General features: G+C 46.1%; 13 protein-coding genes. 7 read left to right on the top strand and 6 right to left on the bottom strand.

From position 1 onward, the window contains the following. Positions 1-362 precede the first annotated feature (362 nt). The 5 genes from FVR03_RS14165 (at position 363) to ureG (ending at position 5,432) form a co-directional block, all read left to right on the top strand. A complete protein-coding gene (locus FVR03_RS14165) occupies positions 363-968 on the top strand; it encodes an urease accessory protein (RefSeq protein ID WP_147922418.1) in 606 nt (201 codons plus the stop codon). A 33-nt stretch (positions 969-1,001) separates the two neighbouring features. Then, entirely contained in the window at positions 1,002-1,754 is a 753-nt protein-coding gene (locus FVR03_RS14160; RefSeq protein ID WP_147922417.1) for an urease subunit beta, read from the top strand. A 172-nt stretch (positions 1,755-1,926) separates the two neighbouring features. Further along, positions 1,927-3,636: an urease subunit alpha gene (ureC, locus tag FVR03_RS14155; protein ID WP_147922416.1), complete on the top strand. Its 1,710-nt coding sequence runs from the start codon at positions 1,927-1,929 to the stop codon at positions 3,634-3,636. Between the two features lie 125 nt (positions 3,637-3,761). Beyond that, positions 3,762-4,439, top strand: a complete 678-nt coding sequence (locus tag FVR03_RS14150; RefSeq protein ID WP_147922415.1) for an urease accessory protein UreF — start codon at positions 3,762-3,764, stop codon at positions 4,437-4,439. Positions 4,440-4,679: 240 nt separating this feature from the next. Then, on the top strand, positions 4,680-5,432 hold the full coding sequence (ureG, locus tag FVR03_RS14145) for an urease accessory protein UreG (RefSeq protein ID WP_147922414.1): 753 nt from the start codon (positions 4,680-4,682) through the stop codon (positions 5,430-5,432). A 188-nt stretch (positions 5,433-5,620) separates the two neighbouring features. Here ureG and thrA (FVR03_RS14140) read toward each other — a convergent pair whose 3' ends face one another. Together thrA (FVR03_RS14140) and FVR03_RS14135 are read right to left on the bottom strand one after the other, a co-directional pair. Next, complete coding sequence (gene thrA / locus FVR03_RS14140) at positions 5,621-8,023, bottom strand: bifunctional aspartate kinase/homoserine dehydrogenase I (RefSeq protein WP_147922413.1); 2,403 nt, start codon at positions 8,021-8,023, stop codon at positions 5,621-5,623. Between the two features lie 294 nt (positions 8,024-8,317). Beyond that, positions 8,318-9,175, bottom strand: a complete 858-nt coding sequence (locus FVR03_RS14135; protein ID WP_147922412.1) for an urease accessory protein UreD — start codon at positions 9,173-9,175, stop codon at positions 8,318-8,320. 505 nt (positions 9,176-9,680) lie between these two features. On the opposite strand from FVR03_RS14135, the gene thrA (FVR03_RS14130) reads away from it, so the two are divergent. Further along, a complete protein-coding gene (gene thrA / locus FVR03_RS14130) occupies positions 9,681-12,131 on the top strand; it encodes a bifunctional aspartate kinase/homoserine dehydrogenase I (protein ID WP_147922411.1) in 2,451 nt (816 codons plus the stop codon). 272 nt (positions 12,132-12,403) lie between these two features. Here thrA (FVR03_RS14130) and FVR03_RS14125 read toward each other — a convergent pair whose 3' ends face one another. The 3 genes from FVR03_RS14125 to FVR03_RS14115 all read right to left on the bottom strand — a co-directional run bounded on the left by FVR03_RS14125 (position 12,404) and on the right by FVR03_RS14115 (position 15,977). After that, positions 12,404-13,513 (bottom strand): erythromycin esterase family protein, encoded by a 1,110-nt coding sequence (locus FVR03_RS14125; RefSeq protein WP_147922410.1) that lies wholly within the window; start codon positions 13,511-13,513, stop codon positions 12,404-12,406. A 707-nt stretch (positions 13,514-14,220) separates the two neighbouring features. Next, positions 14,221-15,099, bottom strand: a complete 879-nt coding sequence (locus tag FVR03_RS14120) for a prephenate dehydrogenase (protein WP_147922409.1) — start codon at positions 15,097-15,099, stop codon at positions 14,221-14,223. A 275-nt stretch (positions 15,100-15,374) separates the two neighbouring features. After that, positions 15,375-15,977 (bottom strand): DUF3347 domain-containing protein, encoded by a 603-nt coding sequence (locus FVR03_RS14115; protein WP_147922408.1) that lies wholly within the window; start codon positions 15,975-15,977, stop codon positions 15,375-15,377. 744 nt (positions 15,978-16,721) lie between these two features. Here FVR03_RS14115 and FVR03_RS14110 point away from each other — a divergent pair. After that, a complete protein-coding gene (locus tag FVR03_RS14110) occupies positions 16,722-19,712 on the top strand; it encodes a PAS domain S-box protein (protein WP_147922407.1) in 2,991 nt (996 codons plus the stop codon). Positions 19,713-19,826: 114 nt separating this feature from the next. On the opposite strand, the gene FVR03_RS14105 is transcribed toward FVR03_RS14110, so the two are convergent. Next, entirely contained in the window at positions 19,827-22,403 is a 2,577-nt protein-coding gene (locus FVR03_RS14105; RefSeq protein WP_147922406.1) for a phosphoenolpyruvate carboxylase, read from the bottom strand. Between the last annotated feature and the right edge of the window lie 68 nt (positions 22,404-22,471).

The following is a 22,471-nucleotide window of genomic DNA, read 5'->3' as shown; positions in this document are numbered from 1 at the left end:
CATGTAAATAGCTCTATTTCAATCAATTTACAGCTTTCTTAGCCATTAAACAAGTGCCTAATTCAATAAAATGAAAAGCCTCAACACAAAAAAGAATACCCCTGACCCTTGACCTGTTTTTAGAGAAATAGCTTTGGAAGGGTATTTTTATTAGAATTATTGCAGTTGCCAAAACCAGGTGCTAAAGATGTAGGGGGTTGGCTTATAAAGAAAGTGTTTATTGCAGCTACTGCCTTAGTAGGAGGAGGGGGTATGGTTAGGAATAACATATTTTTTGAGGTAGCACCAAAATATAAGGAGCCAAATTGCTTTCTTTATGGAAGATTAGGTATATTTCATTTACACAAAAAGGAACGTATATTTTGGAGTCTTTACTTCCTGTTTTTTTTGCTGCACTAGTAGGTATGGGGCATGCTTTTGAAGCAGACCACCTAATTGCCGTGAGCAATATTGTTTCTAAGCGCGATAGCCTTTTATTAGCTGCCAAAGATGGCATATTCTGGGGACTTGGGCATACAACCACCATCGTCATTATTGGTGCCATTATTATTCTGAGCCGCGTCACTCTTTTTAATTCGGGTTACCTGGAGGCCTTGGTGGGTCTGGTGCTGGTAGTTATGGGAGTTAGCCGCTTAACGAACAAGAGCAACTACGCACGTGTGCCGGCACCGCGCTACAACCAAAGCTTTGCCTACACGGTAGGGCTGGTACATGGGCTGGCCGGAAGTGGTATACTGGTAGGTTCGGTTATGAGCGAGGTTAGTAACCCCTTTTTGGGTGTCGGCTACCTGCTGGTGTTCGGCATCGGGTCTATAATGGGTATGTTTATAGCAGCCTGTTTGTTAGGTATTCCATTTACGCAACGCATGAAAATTAACCGGAGCATCCGGTCTGCTGCCATTGTGCTCTCGTCGCTGATCTGCATCGGGTATGGCAGCTGGATGATTTACGAAAACACCTTGCTCTAGCGCCTCCTTCTCACAACATTAAATAAACGTACTATGCATCTTTCGCCAAAAGACATCGATAAACTGGTGCTGCACAATGCGGGTATTGTAGCCCAAAAACGCTACGCCCGTGGCCTGAAGTTGAATTACCCGGAGACAGTGGCGCTAATTGCCACGCAGCTGCTGGAGTTTATTCGAGATGGTGAAAGTGTGGCGACGCTCATGAACAAAGGCAAACAGCTTCTGGGGCTGCAGGATGTAATGGAGGGCGTAGCCGATATGCTGCACGAGGTGCAGGTAGAAGGAACCTTTCCGGATGGCACCAAACTGGTAACGGTGCACCACCCGGTCTGCCGTGAAAAAGGAACACCAGAGCTTGCCCTCTACGGCTCCGGCCTCACCAGAAAAGAACAGACCGACCTGCCAGATAACTTTATTAATGCCGTACCAGGCGAATACCTGCTGCAGGAGGCGGAGCTGACCTTGAACGAAGGTCGCGAGGTGGTGGAGCTGGAGGTAACCAACATGGGCGACCGGCCGGTGCAGGTGGGCTCTCATTATCCGTTTTTTGAGACGAACGCCAAACTGCAGTTCGACCGGGAAAAAGCCTTTGGCTACCGGCTCAACATACCGGCAGGTACAGCAGTCCGATTTGAACCTGGCGAACGGAAGCAGGTGCAACTGGTAGCACTTGCCGGAGACCGAAAAGTGTTTGGCGGCAACAACCTTATTGATGGAGAACTGACTGATACCACCAAAGCAGCAGCCATGCAAAAAGTAGCGAAAGAAGGGTTTCTGAACAGCTAATGCTTCGCTTAATTAAAAATTAGAAATTATTTTAGCAGCATTAATAATAAACATCTATGAAGTATTTCATTTAAAAGAAGCTGATGGAGCAAAGTCCAACTATTCACTCAATCATTCCATCAAAATTACCCATCCACTCATCCACTCATCCACTCATTCAAAATTAAAATCTATGAGCTTTAAAATTGACCGACGCGCTTACGCCGATATGTATGGCCCCACCGTAGGCGATAAAGTGAGGTTAGGCGATACAGACCTGGTGGTGGAAGTGGAGAAGGATTACAGCATCTATGGCGAAGAATGTAAGTTTGGCGGAGGCAAGGTATTGCGCGATGGCATGGGGCAGGCAGCAGGCATTTCACAGGCCGATGCCTTGGACCTGATCATTACCAATGCCTTAGTTATAGATTATACTGGCATTTATAAAGCAGATATCGGTGTGAAGAATGGGCGCATCAGTGGTATTGGCAAAGGCGGCAATCCGCACCTCATGCCTGGTATCGACTTAAATTTGGTGGTTGGGGTTACAACAGAAGTAGTGGCTGGCGAAGGATTGATTTTAACAGCAGGAGGTATCGATTGCCACATCCATTTTATTTGTCCGCAGCAGATACAGGAGGCGCTGGCTTCGGGGGTAACGACGATGGTAGGAGGGGGCACAGGCCCTGCAGCAGGCACAAACGCCACCACCTGTACCCCTGGTGAGTTTTACATTAGCATGATGCTGCAAGCTACGGAGGCCTATCCGCTCAATTTTGGGTTCCTGGGCAAAGGTAATTCTTCTAAGCCGGAGGGGCTGGTGGAGCAAGTGGAGGCCGGAGCGCTTGGCTTTAAACTACACGAAGACTGGGGTACCACACCCGCTGCCATAGACCAGTGCCTCAGCATTGCAGAACAATACGATGTGCAGGTCTGCATCCATACCGATACCCTGAACGAAAGTGGTTTTGTAGAAACATCAACAGCCGCTTTTAAAGGCCGCACTATCCACGCTTACCACACCGAAGGAGCAGGAGGAGGCCACGCACCGGATATTATTAAAATCTGCGGAGAGCCGAATGTCATACCATCCTCAACGAATCCTACCCGTCCGTTTACAGTTAACACCATAGATGAGCACCTGGACATGCTGATGGTCTGCCACCACCTCGATAAAAATATACCCGAGGACGTAGCCTTTGCCGAAAGCCGGATTAGAGGAGAGACGATAGCCGCAGAAGATATTCTGCACGATATGGGCGCTTTGTCCATTATTTCATCAGACTCGCAGGCAATGGGTAGGGTAGGAGAAGTGATAACCCGAACCTGGCAAACAGCCCATAAAATGAAACAGCAGCGCGGCCTGCTACCCGAAGACAAAGACTCCGATAACTTCCGGGCAAAACGCTACATCGCCAAATACACTATCAATCCGGCCAGGGCTCATGGCTTTTCGGAAGAAATTGGTTCGGTAGAGCTAGGCAAACTGGCAGACCTAGTGCTGTGGAGGCCTGCTTTTTTTGGGTCACGTCCTGAAATGGTAATCAAAGGCGGCATTATTGTACAGTCGCAGATGGGCGATGCCAATGCGTCTATACCTACACCACAACCGTTTTTCTCCAGGCCCATGTTCGGTTCCTTAGGATCTGCAATCGGTAGAACATCTATGGTGTTTGTGTCGCAGGCATCGGTGGCGTATGTAAAAGAGAAATATGGTTTGCAGAAGCAGGTGGTAGCGGTGAAGAACTGCCGCAGCGTAAGTAAAAAAGATATGGCCCTAAACGATTATCTGCCCAACATTCAAGTAGACCCTGAAACTTACAAAGTAACCGTAGACGACGTGCACCTCACCTGCGAACCAGCTACCAAACTACCATTGGCCCAGCTTTACAATCTGTTTTAATAAGTTAAGAGCTTCATTAAGTTAAAAGTTAAGAGTTAAGAGTTATAATTGAGGTAACCATCTTTGTTTTGTAAGGAACTGCGAACAAATTCAACAATCAACAAAGAACAACCAACAACCAACCCATGAAGTACGCTCGCCTGCTGCACCTGGTCGATTCGTCTATCCCGACTGGCTCTTTTGCTTACTCGTATGGTTTAGAGAGCAGCATAACGTTCGGGCTGGTGAAGAACTTGTTCGGCTTACGCAACTACCTGTATTCGTACCTTCAGCAAGTGGTGAGTATGGAGCTGCCGTTCATAAATTCCTGCATGAAATTAGAAGCACCGGATTTGCAGGAGCCACTACGTATAATAGCCGAGGAGTATGATGCCATGATGCTGGTGCCGACCATTTATAAAGCAAGTGTGGTGCAAGGTAAGAACTGGCTGAAGCTGCTGGAGTCGTTTTACCCGGAGGCTGGCCTAGGTGCATTAGCAGTTTGGTTTACAACACAGCAGCTGCCGCTCCACTTTGTGCTGGTATTTGCGCTATGCCTGAAGCGGGCAGGTTTTGAGTTAAAGGAGGTGCAGACTATGTACTTGCACATGGCTCTCCGCGACCAGGTAAGCGCTGCCATCCGGTTAGGTTTTATCGGACCGATGGAAGGCCATAAACTGCAGCACGATTTCTATTCCATTTTCGAGAACCTGCTGGAAGGGCAGTCGGAGAAGACACACCACGAGGCAATACGGTCAGCTTTTCTGCTGGATAGTGCACAGTTGTTTCATGAAGATATTTATTCTAAACTTTTTCAAAATTAAATTAAGACACAAGACCTAAGTCACAGGATACAAGATGTTTAATCTTCTAAAATATTCCCATGGCGCGAGCGTCTTCGCTCGTGTATACTATTTTGAGGCCTCTGGTCCCAATAGAGAGCATGCCGGCCAGTGGCCGTGGAATAGCAGCTACGAGGGATAACGCTCACGCCATGAATAGAGGTTTATTAGTTGTTTTAAAAAGTCCTGTGTCTTACGTCCTGTGTCCTGTGTCCTAAGACTATGGCATTTGTAGATAAACTAGCGCTTTTACTGCACGGGCATTCGCATGAGTTCTATGAAACTCCCGGCGATTATACCGAACGAGATACGCGGAAGCTACCCTCTTACCGCAACTTCCGGAAACGTGCTTTTACCGTAGGCATAGGCGGGCCGGTAGGTACAGGCAAAACTGCCCTGCTCAAGGCGCTGTGCGAACGGCTGCGCAATGAATTTGAACTGGGGGTGGTTACCAACGACATTTTTACAAGAGAAGATGCTGAATTTCTGATCCGGGAATCGGCGTTAAGCGAAGACAGAATTGTGGGGGTGGAGACAGGTGGCTGTCCGCATGCCGCCATACGCGAAGACATATCGTTGAACATGGATGCGCTGGAGGGGCTGATGAAAAAGTTCGACTACAAGCTGGATTTCCTGTTTGTGGAAAGCGGAGGCGATAACCTGGCCGCTCACTTCAGCCGGGAACTGGTAGATTATTCTATTTATGTGATCGATGTTTCCGGGGGCGATAAGATTCCGCGAAAAGGCGGCCCCGGTATTACACAAGCTGATTTGCTCGTCATCAACAAAATAGATATTGCTGCCATGGTTCGCGCCGACTTAGGCGTTATGGAAAGAGACTCGAAGAAAATGCGCGGCGAAGGCCCTTTTGTCTTTGCCCGTGCTGTAGATGGCTATAACCTCGATGTGATCATTAACCACATTAAAGCCGCCAAAGAAAAAGCCCTCCTGTCGGTGCGGGAAGACAGACGGTAGCAGCACAAAAACTTTACAGCGTCTCCAGGACCTGTGAGCGTTTTGTTAACAACGAAACATTTTATCAGCAGCAACTGCAGCAATCTTTTGCTCTGGAAACCGATTTTTTTTTAAAAATTCAGTCTAAATCCGGCAGAATGAAATTAAGAAGCTTCCAACAGATAAAAAAGGGTTTGGAACTACCAGCTCTAGTAGTGCCCGCCAATCCGGATCAAATCGGAATAAACGCCCCGGGCAGTAACTTCTGCGCCGGCACCTGCTCCTTGTATAATAATGGGTTGGGTTTCGTAGCTTTCCGTATAAATTTCGAAAAGCGAATCGGCATTCTGGATATTGCCTAAAGGAGAATTTTTGCTTGCCTTTACCAGCGACACCGTTAGCTTGTTTTCGGCTACCATTAAATCGCCAACATAGCGCAGCACCTCATCCTCATTTAAAGAGGCTTTTATAGTGGCAAAATACGCATCCAGTGTTTCGGCTTGTGCCATAAACTCTTCAAAAGGACCAATGGCAGCCAGTGAAGGGGGCACCAGGCTTTCCACTTCCACATCTTCCAGCTCCGTCTGCAAACCAACCTCACGGGCTAGTATAATAAGTTTACGGGCAACATCCAGGCCACAAAGGTCTTCGCGGGCATCCGGTTCTGTGTAGCCTTTTTCTTTTGCTTCCGTTAAAATGGTCGAAAAACTTTTGCCCTCCACTGAGAACTTATTGAAAATATAGCTCAACGAGCCGCTGAAAACGCCGCGAATACGTTCTATTTTGTCGGATGAGTTGTGCAGGTGCTTGATGGTATCGATCAGCGGTAAACCTGCTCCCACGTTTGTTTCATAGAAGAACAGCTTACCTCTCTTCTTCAGGTCGTTGCGCAGGCCTTCGTAAAAAGCGTATGAAATAGAATTTGCTTTTTTGTTGGAAGCCACTATATCGAAACCGCTGTTAACGATAACCGGGTATTGCTCCGTAAGCTCCTGCGACGAAGTATTGTCGGCTATAACAATATTCTCCAGGCCAGAAGTTTTCAGCAGATTAATAATGTTGCCGAAGTCGGTGGCTTGCTGGCTGGCGGCTAATTCTTCGCGCCAGTTGTGAGTAAAACCATCTTCGCTGAAGATCATTTTCTTAGAATCGGCCACACCTACTATTCTGATCATCAGGTTTCGGCGCCGGATTACGTCATCGCCAGTTCTTACAAGCTGGTCAAGGAGTTTGCCACCCACGGTTCCTTTGCCAAAAGCGAACAGGTTCAAGGTTTTCATGGCACCAAACACCTGGTTATGTACCACGTTCACCGCTTTTTTCAGGTCCTGGTTATCAACTACCAGCGAAATGTGCTCGCCGTTAATGCTGTTGCTGATCAGGTGCAGCCAGATTTTGTTTCTGCGTAAGCCGTAAATAGCTTTCTCCAGTGAATAGTTATGCCGCCCCACAATCGCGATAATGGCCATGTTGTTATTCACCTGGATGCGGGAAATATCCTGGTGCCCCAGCTCTTCGCTGAATTCTTTTGTCAGTACCTGCTCGGTAAGCTGCGCATCTTCTTTGTTTACAATAAATCCGATGCCTCTTTCAGATGATGCCTGAGAAATAAGCCGTACGCTGATGCTGTTGCTGCTCAGGGCACTGAATATGCGGGCATCAATGCCTACCTTGCCTAGCAGGCCACGACCTTCTATGCTAACCAACGATACATCTTCTATGGTTGAAACAGCTTTAATGCCTTTGCCGGAGCCTTTTTCATCTATCAGGGTTCCTTCGCGGCCATAGGCAAAGCTGCTGAAAATCTTCAGCGGAATACCACTCTCTACCAGGGGCAGAATGGTTTTGGCATGCAATATACGGGCACCAAAGTTGGCCAGTTCGTTTGCCTCGCGGTAGCTCAGGTGCGGAATTTTCTGGGCATTTTTTACATATTTCGGGCTGGCGGTGTAAACACCGTCTATATCGGTCCAGTTCTGTACCTCTGTTGCCTGAATAAAACTGGCGATGAGGGTGGCGGTGTAGTTACTGCCGTTTCTGCCAAGTGTAATCGTTTTGCCTTCCGGGTCTGAGGCAATAAAACCGGTAATAACAGGGATTTGCTGTGGAGCCAAGGCGCTGAAAAAGCGAGTAGTTTTCTCTTTTGAAAGCGCGAAATCTACGGCCACATCGTTTGCCACACAGCGGCCAACAAGCAGCTGGCGGGCATCGGCAAACACCGCATCCAGCCCTTGCTGCCGGAGTAGTTCTGTAACTGTTAGCGCACTTATCACTTCGCCAAACGCTACCACACGGTCTTTAATTCTGTTGTTGGTAACGCCCAGGAGCTGTAGCGCCTCTAGCAGTTGCTGAAGTTCTGTCTGGTAGCTGCTCAGGTCGAGGTTCAGGCCTTTTATGTATTGATAGGCAAAAAAGTTTTCGAGGTCGGGTGTGACATCTGCGCCAGCCACTGCCTTGGCATAAAGTGCCAGCAGCAGGTCTGTGCTTTGGCCGCGCGCCGAAATAACCAGGGCCACCGCCTCGGTGCTCTGCTCTTTTTGGATGATGTCGATCGCGCTTTTAACAGGTTCTCCGTTACCAAGCGATTTCCCCCCGAATTTTAATACCTTCATTTTCTGTCTAGCTGATATTTCGCAAATCTCTCATTTTAAGCTGGTATTCCCAATTACTTTCAGCAGCATCTTCTCGTTCTGCTGTCTTTATAAGCTGGAGCCAGCTGTGCTGTTAGCATGAGGAACAGTTGCAGCGGGAGCAACAGGGGCCTTATGGGTGTCATACAACAATATTTTCTGCATGCATTTGTCGCTGATACACTGGTAATAGCGTAACCTCAGCATACGGACGTGCCTGAAAGTAACCTAAGGGAGCAGTATTTTTACCTGCTGCTTATTATGGTATGGTGGTACTTAGAACTTACGTCGAACCGGGTTATAGCCAAGGTAATCTGCTGAGGCCAGTTCCTGCATCAGTTTATCGCAGAGCGGCAGCAGGTCGATACGAGTTTTGGCTATCGCACGCAGTAGCACTACTTCCTCCTTTACCCTCGTTACCGTTACAACAAAATCGTTGGCAGGTATGTTGAAGTGCAGCCCTGTGGCCTCCTGCATTTTTAGTTGCAGGAGCTGATTTGCCAGTTGCTCGAAGCGGCTATTGGCAGGCGTACCAATCAGGTAGGCTGAGAAAATGGTATGGTAGTGATTAAAATTGGCTGGCGATGTGGCTATGTGTTCTTCAGGGCGAAAAGAAAATCGATCTAAAATAAGTAGTTTTCTATTTAACCACACTTTAAGTTCAGAGGCCAAAGCAGTAAAGGCAAATTGTTCGCCCAGATCCATGCGGCCGGAATGAAACCAATCGACTAAGAACAGCAGTGCACCGGGCTGCAGGTGCCAATGCTGTACCTGCCTGTACCGGCTGGCTTCCTGCAGCACCACCGGGTCCGGGAACACCACTGCCAGTGCGTTTTCTGCCAGGTCGCCTTGTAGTAGCTGCTCAGTTGTTTCGCCGGCCAGAGACTTGAATATCTTTGTATTTGCTTGTGTGTTCAGGAAGAGCCTGGCATTAGCACCGCACCTTACCTTAAGCCATATTTTGTCGCCTGCCACCATGCCACCGCCGTAACTCGAGAGCACTACATGGCAGCTGCTGTAGTGGGAGCCGGGGTTCAGAATCTTTAATGGTTGTATGCTTCTGCTCGAAACCAGCTTCGATTTCTGCCGCACCTCCGCCACTTCTATTTCGCTCCAGGTAGTAGGTTGGTTCATGTAATCAATAAATTCAGATCAGGTGCAAAGGTAGGTGCTAAACCCTTGGATCCATAATGCCTGAAAACCTTCTGAAGGGCATTTTCATTCGAATAATTTGGTTGTTGATTGTTAAATTGCTAAATGGTAAAAATGTTAAATGCCTGATTTAAGATAGCCCGGATAACCTCGCAGCGTCTTTCAGACATACGAGCGTCTGGCCAAGCACTAAAGCCAGAGATAAACGTTCATCCAAATTTACAGGCTGACTTATGATTTTGGTTCTTAGAAGTGAGAATTAGCTGCAATTTTTTAAAAAATGAGTTGATTTTTGCTTGAATTAAAAATTTAATATATAACTTGGTCATCAATAAATGAAAGCAACAGGTACAACCATCATCATCTCTATTATTAGCACCATCATTGGTACAATGCATGGGGAAGGAGATTATTTGGTTTAAATCTAGAAAAATAACCGGTAAGCGCCTTCCCTGAACAGGAAGGCGTTTTTTTTATCACAAACTATATGAAGGTATTAAAATTCGGAGGCACTTCAGTAGGATCATCTGAAGGTATCTTAAACTTACTCAGCATCATCAGGCAGGAAATACAGTCTGGAGAGAAGCCTGTGGTGGTACTGTCGGCGATGAGCGGCATTACGAATTTACTCCTGAAAATGACCCAGGACGCAGCGGCAGGAGAAGATTATGAGGCATCGATGGCAAAACTGAAGGAACGACACAGTGCTATTGTAACGGAAATGCTGCCCAACCAGCTTCAGGAGCCGGTGCAGGCCCAACTGGAGGAATATTTCAGCGAAGTAGACCAACTGCTTAGCGCTATCCGCAGCCTGAAAGAGTGTACCCCAAGAGCGCACGACCTGGTTATCAGCTATGGCGAAAAATGCTCTACACTACTTATCAGCAAAATTGCGTCGCAGTTTTTTCCGGAAGCCCTGTTTGTGGAGTCGTCGGACCTGATTAAAACCGACAGCAACTTTGGCAATGCCCGCGTAGATACAGAATTGACTGACCAGCTGGTGAGCACCTTCTACCACAGCCACAAAGACAAACTGCTGTTTATTACAGGCTTTGTGGCCAGCGACATGCAACGCCAGATCACAACCCTGGGCCGAGGTGGCAGCGACTACACGGCAGCCATTGTAGGAGCGGCACTTAATTGCCAGGAAATCCAGATCTGGACAGGCGTTAACGGTATGATGACTGCCGACCCGAAGTGGGTGAAAAAAGCCTTTACCCTTAGCGACCTCTCTTACAACGAGGCCATGGAAATGTCATTTTTCGGGGCAAAGGTAATTTACCCGCCCACCATGATTCCGGCTTTTCTGAAGAAGATTCCGATCATTATTAAAAATACATTGAATCCGGAGCTTGCTGGCACTGTTATCAGCCACAGCGGCGGCACCTCCGACCTCCCGATAAAAGGCATCTCGTCGATCAACAAAATCAGCGTGATAAACCTGCAAGGGAGCGGCATGGTTGGCAGAGCCGGTTTTAGCGGTAAACTGTTCTCGCTGCTGGCGCACGAGCAGATCAGTGTGATCATGATTACGCAAAGTTCATCGGAGCACAGCATTACTTTTGCCATTAAACCAGAAGATGCTCCGCGAGCCAAAAAACTGATTGAGCGGGAATTTGAGCTGGAGCTGCAGGCCGAGAAGCTGGAGAAACCGGAGATTGAAGAAGGGCTTTCGGTGCTGGCAATTGTAGGCGAGAACATGAAACAGACACCAGGCATTTCGGGTAAGCTGTTCTCTGCGCTTGGCCGGAACGGGGTGAACGTGCGCGCCATTGCCCAGGGTTCTTCGGAGCACAACATCTCGGTTATCATTTCGCAGCAGGACCTGGCCAAGGCGCTGAATGCCGTGCACGATGCCTTTTTTACCGACCTGAAAAAGACATTGAACGTGTTCTGCCTCGGCACGGGCAACATTGGCAAAACGCTGTTCCGCCAGTTGCTCGACCACCGCGAATTTTTGCAGAAACACAACGGCATTCAGGTAAAAGTAATCGGTGTATCAAATAGCCGCAAAATGCTCTTCGACCTCGATGGCATAACACTGGAAAGCTGGCAGCAGCAGCTCAATGAGCAGGGCAAACCGGCCGACCTGGGCTTGTTCATCTCAGAAATGCAGTCGCTGAACCTGCCGAACTGCGTGTTTGTAGACAACACCGCCAGCCCGAAACCTATTACGTATTACGAAGAGATTTTCAGCTCAAACGTGTCTATTGTAACTTCAAATAAAATTGGCAACTCTTCGTCTTACAGCCAGTACCGCCTGTTTAAAGATACCGCACATACGCATGGTGTAGACTTTTTCTATGAAACCAACGTAGGAGCCGGGCTCCCGATTGTACGCACCCTCCAGGACCTGATGATGAGCGGCGACCGCGTGCTGAAGATTGAAGCGGTACTCTCCGGAACCATCTCGTTTATCTTTAACCACTTTAAAGGCGATGTTACCTTCCACGATGTGGTGAAGATGGCGCAGGAGAAAGGCTATACCGAACCAGACCCGCGCGACGACCTGAACGGCACCGACTTTATGCGTAAAATGCTGATACTGGCCCGCGATGCTGGTTATGCTTTAGAGGCTGGTGATGTGCAGATCGAGAACATTTTGCCTGAATCGTGCATGCATGCGCAGTCGGTGCCGGAGTTTTACGAGGAACTGCAAAAAGCCGATGATTACTTTAATAAGCTGAAGGAGCAGGCAGAGGAAAGCGGCCGTGCCCTCCGGTTTATTGGTAAGTTAGAAGATGGCAAAGCAGAAATTACACTGCAAATGGTAGATGAAAGCCACCCGTTCTTTGTGCTATCGGGCAGCGATAATATCATTTCCTTCACCACGGAGCGTTACAAGGAAAGGCCACTGGTTGTAAAAGGCCCCGGAGCAGGAGCCGAGGTTACGGCAGCCGGTGTGTTCGCCGATATCGTTAATGTAGGCACGCATTAACGATAATACCCTTGGCGCTTTTCGGTCAATTTTCCTTCTGAAGGCCATTTCCATTAGAATAATTGCTTTGCCTTTCAGCAGTTAACACCGAATGTCAGAAGTGACAAAAATGAGTAGCCCCGGCATCTGTAGAAGGTGCTGGGGCTATTTGGTTTTTGGAAGAGGTGAAAGAGTTTATACAGGAATTGGTGAAATAGACAAAGGGCTTAAAAACTCTTTTATGTAAAATTACATTCCTTTGAAACGCTAAATTAAGGTAGCTGTTGCTGCCATTATTTTTTTAATTCTCTAAAGTATACTATATAATCAAATTCATTGTCATTCTTCAACTTCATTTTTTTTTGTAGGCTAAAACTAGCTTCCCTGATTACATACGTACCAATTCCTTTCGTTTTTATTATCTGAATATCATTATTGTCAAATTCAATTTTGTTTGCCAGCCAATTACTGTCTTTTATTGCTACGTTGTTTTTGCTATCCTTTATCTCTTTGAAATCTAATCCAATTGCGAGATATTCTGTTCCATACTCCTTGAATAGGTGGAATCCTATGGGTTTGTAAAAAGATGTATTTGATTTATTTATATGCCCATTATGAGCCCACATGAAAACTGGCTTTGTTTCGTTTTTAGTTGCCTCTTTAAAAAGGGTTGCCATGTTTCTGTCTCGAATTACAGTGAAATTCAAAGGGTTTGCATTTTCATATTCCCAGGCATGATTTAGTGCTAATACATCAATTTGAATACTTTCATTAGCGTCGATCTTGTGCGTGAACAGTACATTTAAGTTATCTAATGTACTTTTCATTAACTGTTGTTCATCTTTCGAAAGCTTTTTTATATTGTAATTTTTATTATGCTTTATTTGAGAAAGCAATTCCAATCCTTTGCCTGACAATTCGTTTCTAAATTCAGGATAATTACTGTCTATGAATTTCAAAATCTCCTTTATCGCGTAATTACCTTTCTGAGAATCAAAACCTATCAACTTGATCTTTTCGTTTTCTTCCTTGCCTGCATTATAATCCTTTGCCCATTCAAGAAACTCTTTCATCTTCTTGGTTTGCCATATGTTGTTAAGGTTTTCATTCATCAAAGAATCCAAGACAGAAGAATAAGTCGATTCAGAAATATATCTATTGAGTTGTTTTGTATTCGAAAAATCATTCTCAAGCATAAAAGTCTGAGCAACTCCATTTCTCACAAGTTCCTTAAAAAGATTAATGTTCCATTCTGCAAATTCTTTAACTCCGTGAGCAGATTCACCTACGGCAATTACCTTTTTGTTTTGTAATCCTTCAAACTTATCAATATAATTTTCTTGTGCTATTGAAACTGCTACCTTCAAGATCAAGATTAAAACGATTAAGGTTCTTTTTTTCATTAGTCTATTATTAGATCGATGCCAACTTTGGCATTAACGGAAGTGTATTCTGCTAATATGTAATAAATATGGATAAGCTGAATTAGATTATCGAATATACTATAAAGTGATTAAAATATAAAGTAACCTGAACTAGATTTGATTTTACTCGCAAATCTTTAAAGTTATCCCCCATGATTCCATCATATATGGCATGTTTCTCCCATAGCTATTGTTATGATCTGTAGAGGCAGTTTTCAGATAATGTGCTTATTCTACGTTAGTCAAAAAAAATCTAATTTTAAGGATAGATTGTGGTTATGTGTCAGAAAAATGGCTGCTGCTCCCAGCTAACAATTAATAGCCAGGAGCAGCCTTGCTTAGGTTATTCTACTAAAGCATGTCAGGTATACCCTTGACAAAATTTGGATGTAAAACCTTCTGGAGGCTGTTTTTATTTGAATAATTTGGAAGCGACCACTGACGCAAGGTCATTTTTCCGATACTACTCTATGGTTTGATTTTAGTAGCTGCACAACATCGTGCCTATATAAGAAACACCGCAGGCAATCTCTCTCAAAACTCGGCAAAGTCATTCACCACAATACGTAGCTGCTCCTCGCTTTCATCGGTACTTAAGTTCAGCCCAAACTAAGCGCGCTGACCCTTGACACCTAAAAGCTAAAAAGGCTTCGGAAGGGCAAATCCATTAGAATAATTATGCCTGATTATTTAGCAGGAGCTTCAGCTGCCTGGGTAATGCCATCGAGTACCGGCCGTATTTTGTTGGCCTGCTTCATCATGTCATACAGTTTTTCCTGGTCGTTGTTTTGGAGGTACTGCTGGAAACGCTGCAGGTAAAAAATGTATTCGCTCAGGGCCTGGCTCAGGAACTGCGAGTTCTGCTCGAAAATAGGAGCCCACATATCAGGGGAGCTTTTGGCTAACCGGACAGTGGAGGCAAAACCAGAGCCAGCCAGCGTGAAAATGTTCTTTTCGTCTTTTTCAGCGTCGAGCACGGTAAGGCCGAGCAGAAATGAGCTCACGTGCGAAAGATGTGAAATATAGGCCACCTGCTTGTCGTGGTCTTCGGGCTGCATAAAAATGGTGTTCATGCCCAGCGTGTCGAACACCTGCAATGCTGTGGCCAGTGCCTCCTCCGACGACTTTTCGCGTTCGCAGATTATGTTCATCTTGCCCTGATACAAACCTTCCAGGGCAGCGGCAGGACCCGAGTTTTCGGTACCGGCAATAGGGTGAGCGGCTACAAACTGCTGCCTGTTGGGGTGTTCTTCCACAGCCTTGCAAAGCTGGCTTTTGGTAGAGCCGAGGTCAATTAAAACAGCTTGAGATGGCATAATGTCGAGCAGGTGGGGGAGCAGCTGCCGGATAGCCGTAACCGGAATCGCCAGAAAAATGAGATCGGAGGCAGCAACAGCTTCTTTAAGTGGCAACACCGAATCGACCAGGTTTAGCTGGAGAGCGAGCCTGTCATTTTCAGCGTTTTTGTCTACGCCGATAAACGTGAGCGCAGGATCGGCTTTGCGCAGGTCTTTGGCAATAGAGCCACCTATAAGTCCTAAACCTACTATGGTAACAACTTTCATATACATTAAAAATAAAAAGGAGCCAAGTCTGGAGCAGCTGCACTAGAATGCAACAGTAACTAAAGCAGACCTTACAGGTAAAAACAAGAAAGCAAAAGAACGGAAATTAATGGGAATATTCTAGCTGCCAGACGTTTTTGCCACTCTTTTGAGGCCTCCACACATGCTGCACCAGCTCAAAGCAAAAATGCACAGCCAGCCAGCCGTGCATTTTGCTTTCATTATTTTGATCAACACCGGCTGAAGCAAAGCTTTGGAACCTGTGTGACCATATTTTAATTAGTGAAAACTTCTTCGTTAGTGCCGCACTTGAGCATGCTTTTACCATAGTACGGGTTACGGATCTCTTTTTCTGAGCTCAGCCAATAGGCACCTTTATCGTTAAACGCCATCGGGCAATGCTGGTAATATAAGTCTGAGTCAGCAGCACCAAAGGCTTTGGTAAGGGCAAACGTAGCCTCCGATAACTCCTCCAGTTGCTGGCGTTGTGCACCCAGGTCGGTGGTAGCCGCTATGGCCGATGCTTTTTCCTGAATGTTGGCAGTTCTTTGTTCGGCATACTCCTTTTGTTCGCCTGTTAAAGTCGCCACTGGCATCGAGTTCGTTAGTTCTACCATGTTGGCAGCGGCAGCTTTGGCATTCTGTGCACTCTCTTCAACGAGCGCATCTTTCAGCTTCAGGTACTCGCTGAGCAACGATGCAATTTGGGTTTTAACAGGGTCCGGAACAGAGCTAAAAGATGGTGATTCTACTACAATAGCACCTGCAGCAGCATCCTGGAGCGACCCATGAGCATCTGTTGTTTCGGTTTTGTTTTCTGAACAAGCGCTTAAAGAAAGTGCAGCAAGCATTGCGACGTGTGCAAATAATTTTTTCATGTCTGTTAAGTTATATTACGTTTAAACCACTTCCTGATAAAAGAAGTGCCATGTACTTGATGAAGGCTGCAAAGTTAAAGATTAGTGTCTAAAACCCTGCTAATTATTTTAACAGTGCGGCAGGCATTCCTGCCTGTGCGCCGTAACTGGTTCAGTAGCAACTTTAATTGTACTATACATGATTCTTCCAGTCTGAAAAATTGCACCTGTAAGCAAGAGCAATAAATAGGTAGGAACTAACGCTATGGCAGCCTTAATTCATAGAAAATTTTGCCTATCAGGAACTGTAGCAACATATATGTATTTACCTAAGAATTTTTTTGTACTTTTTGTCCAAAATAATGTGACCATATCATATATTTAAGTATATTCGGATAAATAGATAAAGTAATTTTACAACTTAATTTGTACTGAAATTTTCAGTTAATGCTGTCACATATCTGTCGCTTTTTGGAGTAGCGTGGAAGTGAGGCATTAACTGGTAGTCCGGTACAACAATGGTCCATAAATATCTATCTACACGGTACTTTACTGCCTTGCCAACTCGTACGGTGCCTGACAACAATTGGAACTACTCATCTCTACCGGTAAAGAAACAGGTAGGAGCCAGCATTTTTCCTGAGCTTTCTATTTGTTTTGCTAATTCCGTTTACCTTATATCACCCAGCCACTTAGTTTCACGATAAGCCCAGCCGGGTTTGTTGTTGAAATGAAACCCGATTTTTACCAGATGAAAACCATTTAATGATTAAAGTAGATAAAACACAGCATACCATTCTTTTGGTTTTTTTAGTCTCGTTTCTTTGCATTGCATTTTTTGCCCTGAAGTCGTTTATCGATTTAAAGCAAGCTTACCTGCGTTCAGATTCTGAGATCGTGACACTGCGCGTACTTAGAGCTGTAGGCAACCTCAATAATAACTTACACAACATAAACGAAAGCCAGAACAATTACCTCCTCACCGGTGGCAGTTCCCACCTGGCTGGTTATACCGAGGCGCTTGATGACTTTCCGAACCTGCTACGGCAGCTCCACGGAAACGGTGTAACCGATAGCCTGGAGCGAGCCTATATTCAGCAGGTGCTTGCGTATGCCGAAGACTATGTAGAAGCGGTACAGCGTGGTATGCCAACTCTAGGAGAAGCCACCCAGCCAAGAGCGGATTCTCTGTGGCTCGAGCAAAAATCGGAGTTGCTGCAACAGGCTGAAAAGTACATTAACAGCATTGAAGAACTGGAACGGCAGAATTTTGCTGCCACCGACCTGGCCAGGCAAAAAGAAATCGATCGGGCGTTCCGGGTATTTCTTGTTTTTTCGATGGGGATGTTCTTTTTATTCCTGTTTAATTTTTTCCAGATAAAGCGCTCTCTTTTTACCCGGAAAAAGGCGGAGCAAACGCTCGATGAGAACCAGGAGCTGTTTTCGACCCTTTTTTATAAAAGTGCCACCATGTTAACACTAATCGATGTTGACCTGGGTACAGTAGTAGACGTAAACGAGGCTTCGCTCCGTTTTTTCAACAACCGGAAGGAGGGCGTAATAGGCAGGAGACCTGAAGACTTTGCTGTTAAAGCCGCCCCTGAAGATCAGCTAAATATGGAAAGGATTTTATCTGAAAATGAGCAGATAAAAGACTACGAAATTAAACTGAACATAAACGATAGCGAAAAATACCTAAGCTTTAGTGTCGATAAAATTAACCTGGGAGGCAAGCTTTACTTGTTGCTCTCTTACATCGATGTAACAGATAAAAAACTTGCCGAAGAGAAGCTGAAGGAAAGCGAGTTGCTCTTCTCTACCTTATTTTACAAGAGCCCCGTTAACTTCTATATATGTGAGGTAACACAAGATAGGTTGTTGGATGTGAACGAGAACTTCCTGAGTTTCTTTGGCTTTACCCGCCAGGAAGTGGTAGGGAAAACTACGGCCAGTCTACAACTTTGGGATGACGAGGAAGCCTATGTCTCGTTGCTGGCAGGCGTTAAAATAATAGGAGGCGGTGCCAACAAGGAGCTGCAGGTACGCAAAAGGAGCGGGGAGTTGTGCTATATTCTGATTCATGGCGAATTGCTGCAGTTAAACGGCAAAGACTGTATGGTTGGTGCCTTCGTAGATATTTCGGCTTCTAAATTAGCTGAAGCAACTATTAAGCGCCTGAATGCCACCCTCGAACAAAAGGTACTGGAAAGAACCAAAGAAATATCAGATTACAAGTTTGCCCTCGACCAATCTTCTATCGTGGCCATAACAGATCAGGATCGGAGGCTAAGGTACGTAAACGATAACTTTATTAAAATTTCGGGGTACAGCCGCCAGGAGCTAATAGGGCAGAGGCACCTAACTGTAAGTCCGGCTATTAATGCTGATGATGTTATAAAAAAGATCGAACTGGCAAAGCAGCAAGGCATTATCTGGAAAGGAGAGATCCGAAACCAGGCCAAAGACGGCTCTATTTACTGGACAGACACCACCATTGTTCCTTTTCTGGATGAGAAAGGAGTGCCTTACCAGTTTCTCTCTATCAGGTGGGATATAACAGATAAGAAGAAAGGCGACTCTGCTTTATTGCAAGCCATGCACGAACTCGAAATGAGCTCTAACCGCTTAAAGGAGGCGCAGGCGCTGGCACATCTGGGTAGCTGGGAACATAATTTCAAGACCGGCGAAACTGTCTGGTCTGAGGAAACCTTCAGAATTTTGGGAACTACTGCTGCCGAGACAACGCCATCAGTAAGTGCATTTTATAACCTGGTGCACCCAGACGACAGGTCTGCCGTTGCTGCTATCAGCAGGCAACTTGCGCAGCAAACCCATGGTTCATCTTTTGAATGCCGGATCGTTCGGAAAGATGGGCTGGAGCGGCACCTGTTTATTCAGTACGACGTATTTCTGGACCAGGACAATAAGGTGATTCGCTGGAATGGAATTGCCCATGACATTACCGAACGTGTTCTGTCGCAGCAGGAGAAAGACAAAGTTACAGCCGACCTTATTCAGCGAAACAAAGATCTACAGCAGTTTAACTACATCATATCCCATAACCTAAGGGCACCGGTTGTAAACATTCTGGGCCTTACCAACCTGATGGATAAGTTGAGCCCGACCACAGAGCGCTTTGCGGAATGCCTGAAAGGCGTCCGGGTATCGGTGTTGAAACTTGACGAAGTTATTCTGGATTTGAACAACATTTTGCAGATAAGGCAGGAAATTAAAGAAGCGAAAGAAGATGTGTCGCTATCAGAACTGGTGCAGGATATAGAAACGGTGCTGGCGAACCGGATTATGGTGGAGAAAGCCGTTATAACTACCCATTTTAACGGACTTGACCAATTTTATACCTTAAAAAGTTACCTCTATAGTATCTTTTACAATCTGGTATCTAACAGCATTAAGTACCGCCGGCAAGATGCGCCACCGCACATCCAGATAACCGGAAAACTTATTCAAGACAAGGTACAACTGGTGTTCAGCGACAATGGTCTGGGCATTAACCTGGCCAGGTACAACGATAAAATTTTCGGCCTGTACAAGCGGTTCCACTTCCATACCGAAGGTAAGGGCATGGGTTTGTTTATGGTGAAAACGCAGGTTGAGATATTGGGCGGTAAAATAAGCGTGGAAAGCGAAGAAGGCAAAGGAACAGAATTCACACTCGAGTTCGACGCGCAGGAAGTATTGCCTGCTGCTACTGCACCGCATGCAGGTCCTATATCTAAAAAGCCCGGCCTGGTGTAGCATGAGGTGCTTCACCAGGCCAGGCTGAAAAATTCGTCATTAACTGCTCTTTTATAACTTCAAAATACCTGAAGTCTTACCAGGTAACGTGGTGCTTAAGCAGAAAACACTGTCTTAAGCTGAATTTCGTTCGGCGTTAATAATACCGAAGGAGCAACGCATCACCAGTTTTTCATACTTGTCCTTGCTGGGCAGCTCCAGTTTCTGCTCCTCTGTTTCACGTATTTTGGTTAGTGCAAACTGTTGTATGGTCAGTAAAGGCAACTCAATGCGCTGGCGCATCTGTATCGAAAGCTGATTTACAGGTTTGTCTTCCATCAGTGTTTCAGTGCCAGCCATGCGTAACAGGCAGCCTCTGGTGCGCTCATATTCCTCGTAAATCATGTTCCACAGCTCCCCGTATTTAGGGTGGTTCGCCAGGTAAGCCGTTAATGGGAAGAAGCATTTCGTCATGGCCATCTCGCAGTTATCCATAAGTGTTTTAAAGAACAGGGAGTGCTTGTACATCGCCTTTATCTCTTCCCATTTGCCTTCTGCTTCCAGTTTCTCCAGGGCAGTTCCTACACCGTAGTAGCCAGGCAGGTTCTGCTTCAGCTGGCTCCAGGAACCTACATAAGGCACAGCCCGCAGGTCGTTGAGGTTCATTTTGCCTGGCTTGCGCTTAGACGGACGGCTGCCTATGTTAGCTTCGGCGTAGTAGCGCAAGGGGCTGGCATACAGCAGGTACTCCAGAAAGTCCGGATGGTTCTTCAGGGTGCTGTACGTCTTAAAACTTTCATCCGACAAGCGCATCAGCAGGTCTTCCTCTTCCTCGGTTAAGGTAGTTTCTTTTGTATGGAAAAGCGCATTGCTGATACCGGCGTGCATTAACTGTTCGATGTTAAATTGTGCAGCATCAGGAGTTCCGAAGTTAGAACTAATGGTTTGCCCTTGTATGGTAAGCTGTATTTCCTTATTCGAAATATTACGACCCATAGAAGCATAGAACTGGTGTGTTCTGCCACCACCTCTGGCAGGAGGCCCACCACGGCCATCAAAGAACACCACCTGCACATCGTATTGCTGCGATAGGTAACTTAGCTCTTCTTTGGCTTTGTAAATGCTCCAGTTCGCCATCAGGTAGCCGCCATCTTTTGTGCCATCCGAAAAGCCCAGCATAATTGTCTGGATGTTGTTGCGGCGTTTCAGGTGTTTGCTGTATACCTCATGCTCATACAGGGCTTTCATAACGGCACCGGCATGCTTCAGGTCGTCAATGGTCTCAAACAACGGCACAATATCTACGTTCAGTTCTTCCGGTTTCCAGCCGCTGAGCATAAACAAACCATAAACCTCCATTATGTCGAGGGGTTTAGTGCTGTGGCTGATAATATACCGGTGGCAACCATTCTCGCCGTTGTGGAGCTGTATGTTTTTAATGGCCTTCATTGTTTCCAGCGTATCCTGGTGCAGGTCGTTGTCGAGTACATATGGAGGCACGGTGGCTTTTATCTTCAGCAGGGCCTCTAATTTTTCGTCGTCGGCCAGGTCGTCGTAATTGCGCGGCAGGGCAGAAGTTGTTTCTGCAATAGCTTTTAACACTTCAGAGTGGATGCTGCTGTCTTGCCTGATGTCAAGCGAGGCGAAGAACAGTCCGAACAGCTCCACCTTATGAATCAGGTTGTCGACCATGTTCAGGAACAGGCTGTTGTGCTCGTTTATAAGCTTGGCCCGGATGTGCTGCAGCGTGTGCAGTACCTCTTCTTTGCTCAGGTCGAGGTTGTAGCCTGGCACGAACAGGTTGTTGTACAGCCTCTCTTCCAAGGCCACCAGCACATTAGAAATACCTTTAAACGTGAGCCTGCGCTTCAGGCGGCGTACATCCAGGTAATAAGATTTAATAATGGCTCCGCGTAGGGCATCAGCTACTTTAAGGGTAGTAGGCGCGTTCACAAAAGGGTTGCCATCGCGGTCGCCACCAGGCCAGAAACCTAAATGTATAAGCGGATTATTACTGTCTACTTCCTTCGGAAACTGGCTATGGAGGTACGACATTATTTTGCCTGCCGATTGGTAAAAAACGTTTTCCAGGAACCAGATCAGGTTCATGGCTTCGTCGTAGGGCGTTGGTTTTTCGTTTTTGAAGAAAGGCGTTTTGCCCAACTGCCGCAGGTAACTGTTAACCTGCGAGGTATTGTCGTTTAACAGCGCTTTCGAAAGGTCGTTTATAATGCCCAGAACTTCACTAGGGTAAAACTGAGTGGGGTGCGCCGTTAATACCAACCTCACCGAAAAGTCTTTCAGCTTCGCTGCCAGCTTTTCCTGCGAACTGGTATGCAGTACCTCCGACTCCAGGTGCTTAATAGTGCCGATGCCGTTCATATCGTGAATGTCGCGGTAAGCTGCATCCTCGAGGGCATCGAACAATACCACCTGCCGCTCGGCATACTGCACAAAACGGAACAGCAGGTCAAGCATTTCCTGTTCTGTTTCGTAGGTGGTATACTGCTTTACAAACGAGGTAATAACTTCGCTCGGGCTTTGCTTCTTGCTGAAGCCTTCTTCGCAATGAATAAGGAAAACAGAAAGCAGAACACCTGTTTTTTCTACTCTGTGAAAAGGTAGCGCAGTGAAAAGGCTGTTGTAGAGCTGAAATTTAAGACCTACCTGCTTGTTGTAGATTTGTAACGTAGTATTGGCAGAAGCATCCATAAATTGAGATTTTTTGCAATAATAGCCTTTTTTTAAGCATTTAATACAATAAACGATATATTGTTTTC

Source organism: Pontibacter qinzhouensis, from assembly GCF_008017455.1.
In the GTDB taxonomy this organism is placed as follows: domain Bacteria; phylum Bacteroidota; class Bacteroidia; order Cytophagales; family Hymenobacteraceae; genus Pontibacter; species Pontibacter qinzhouensis.
This window is presented reverse-complemented; position numbering and strand designations above follow the sequence as displayed.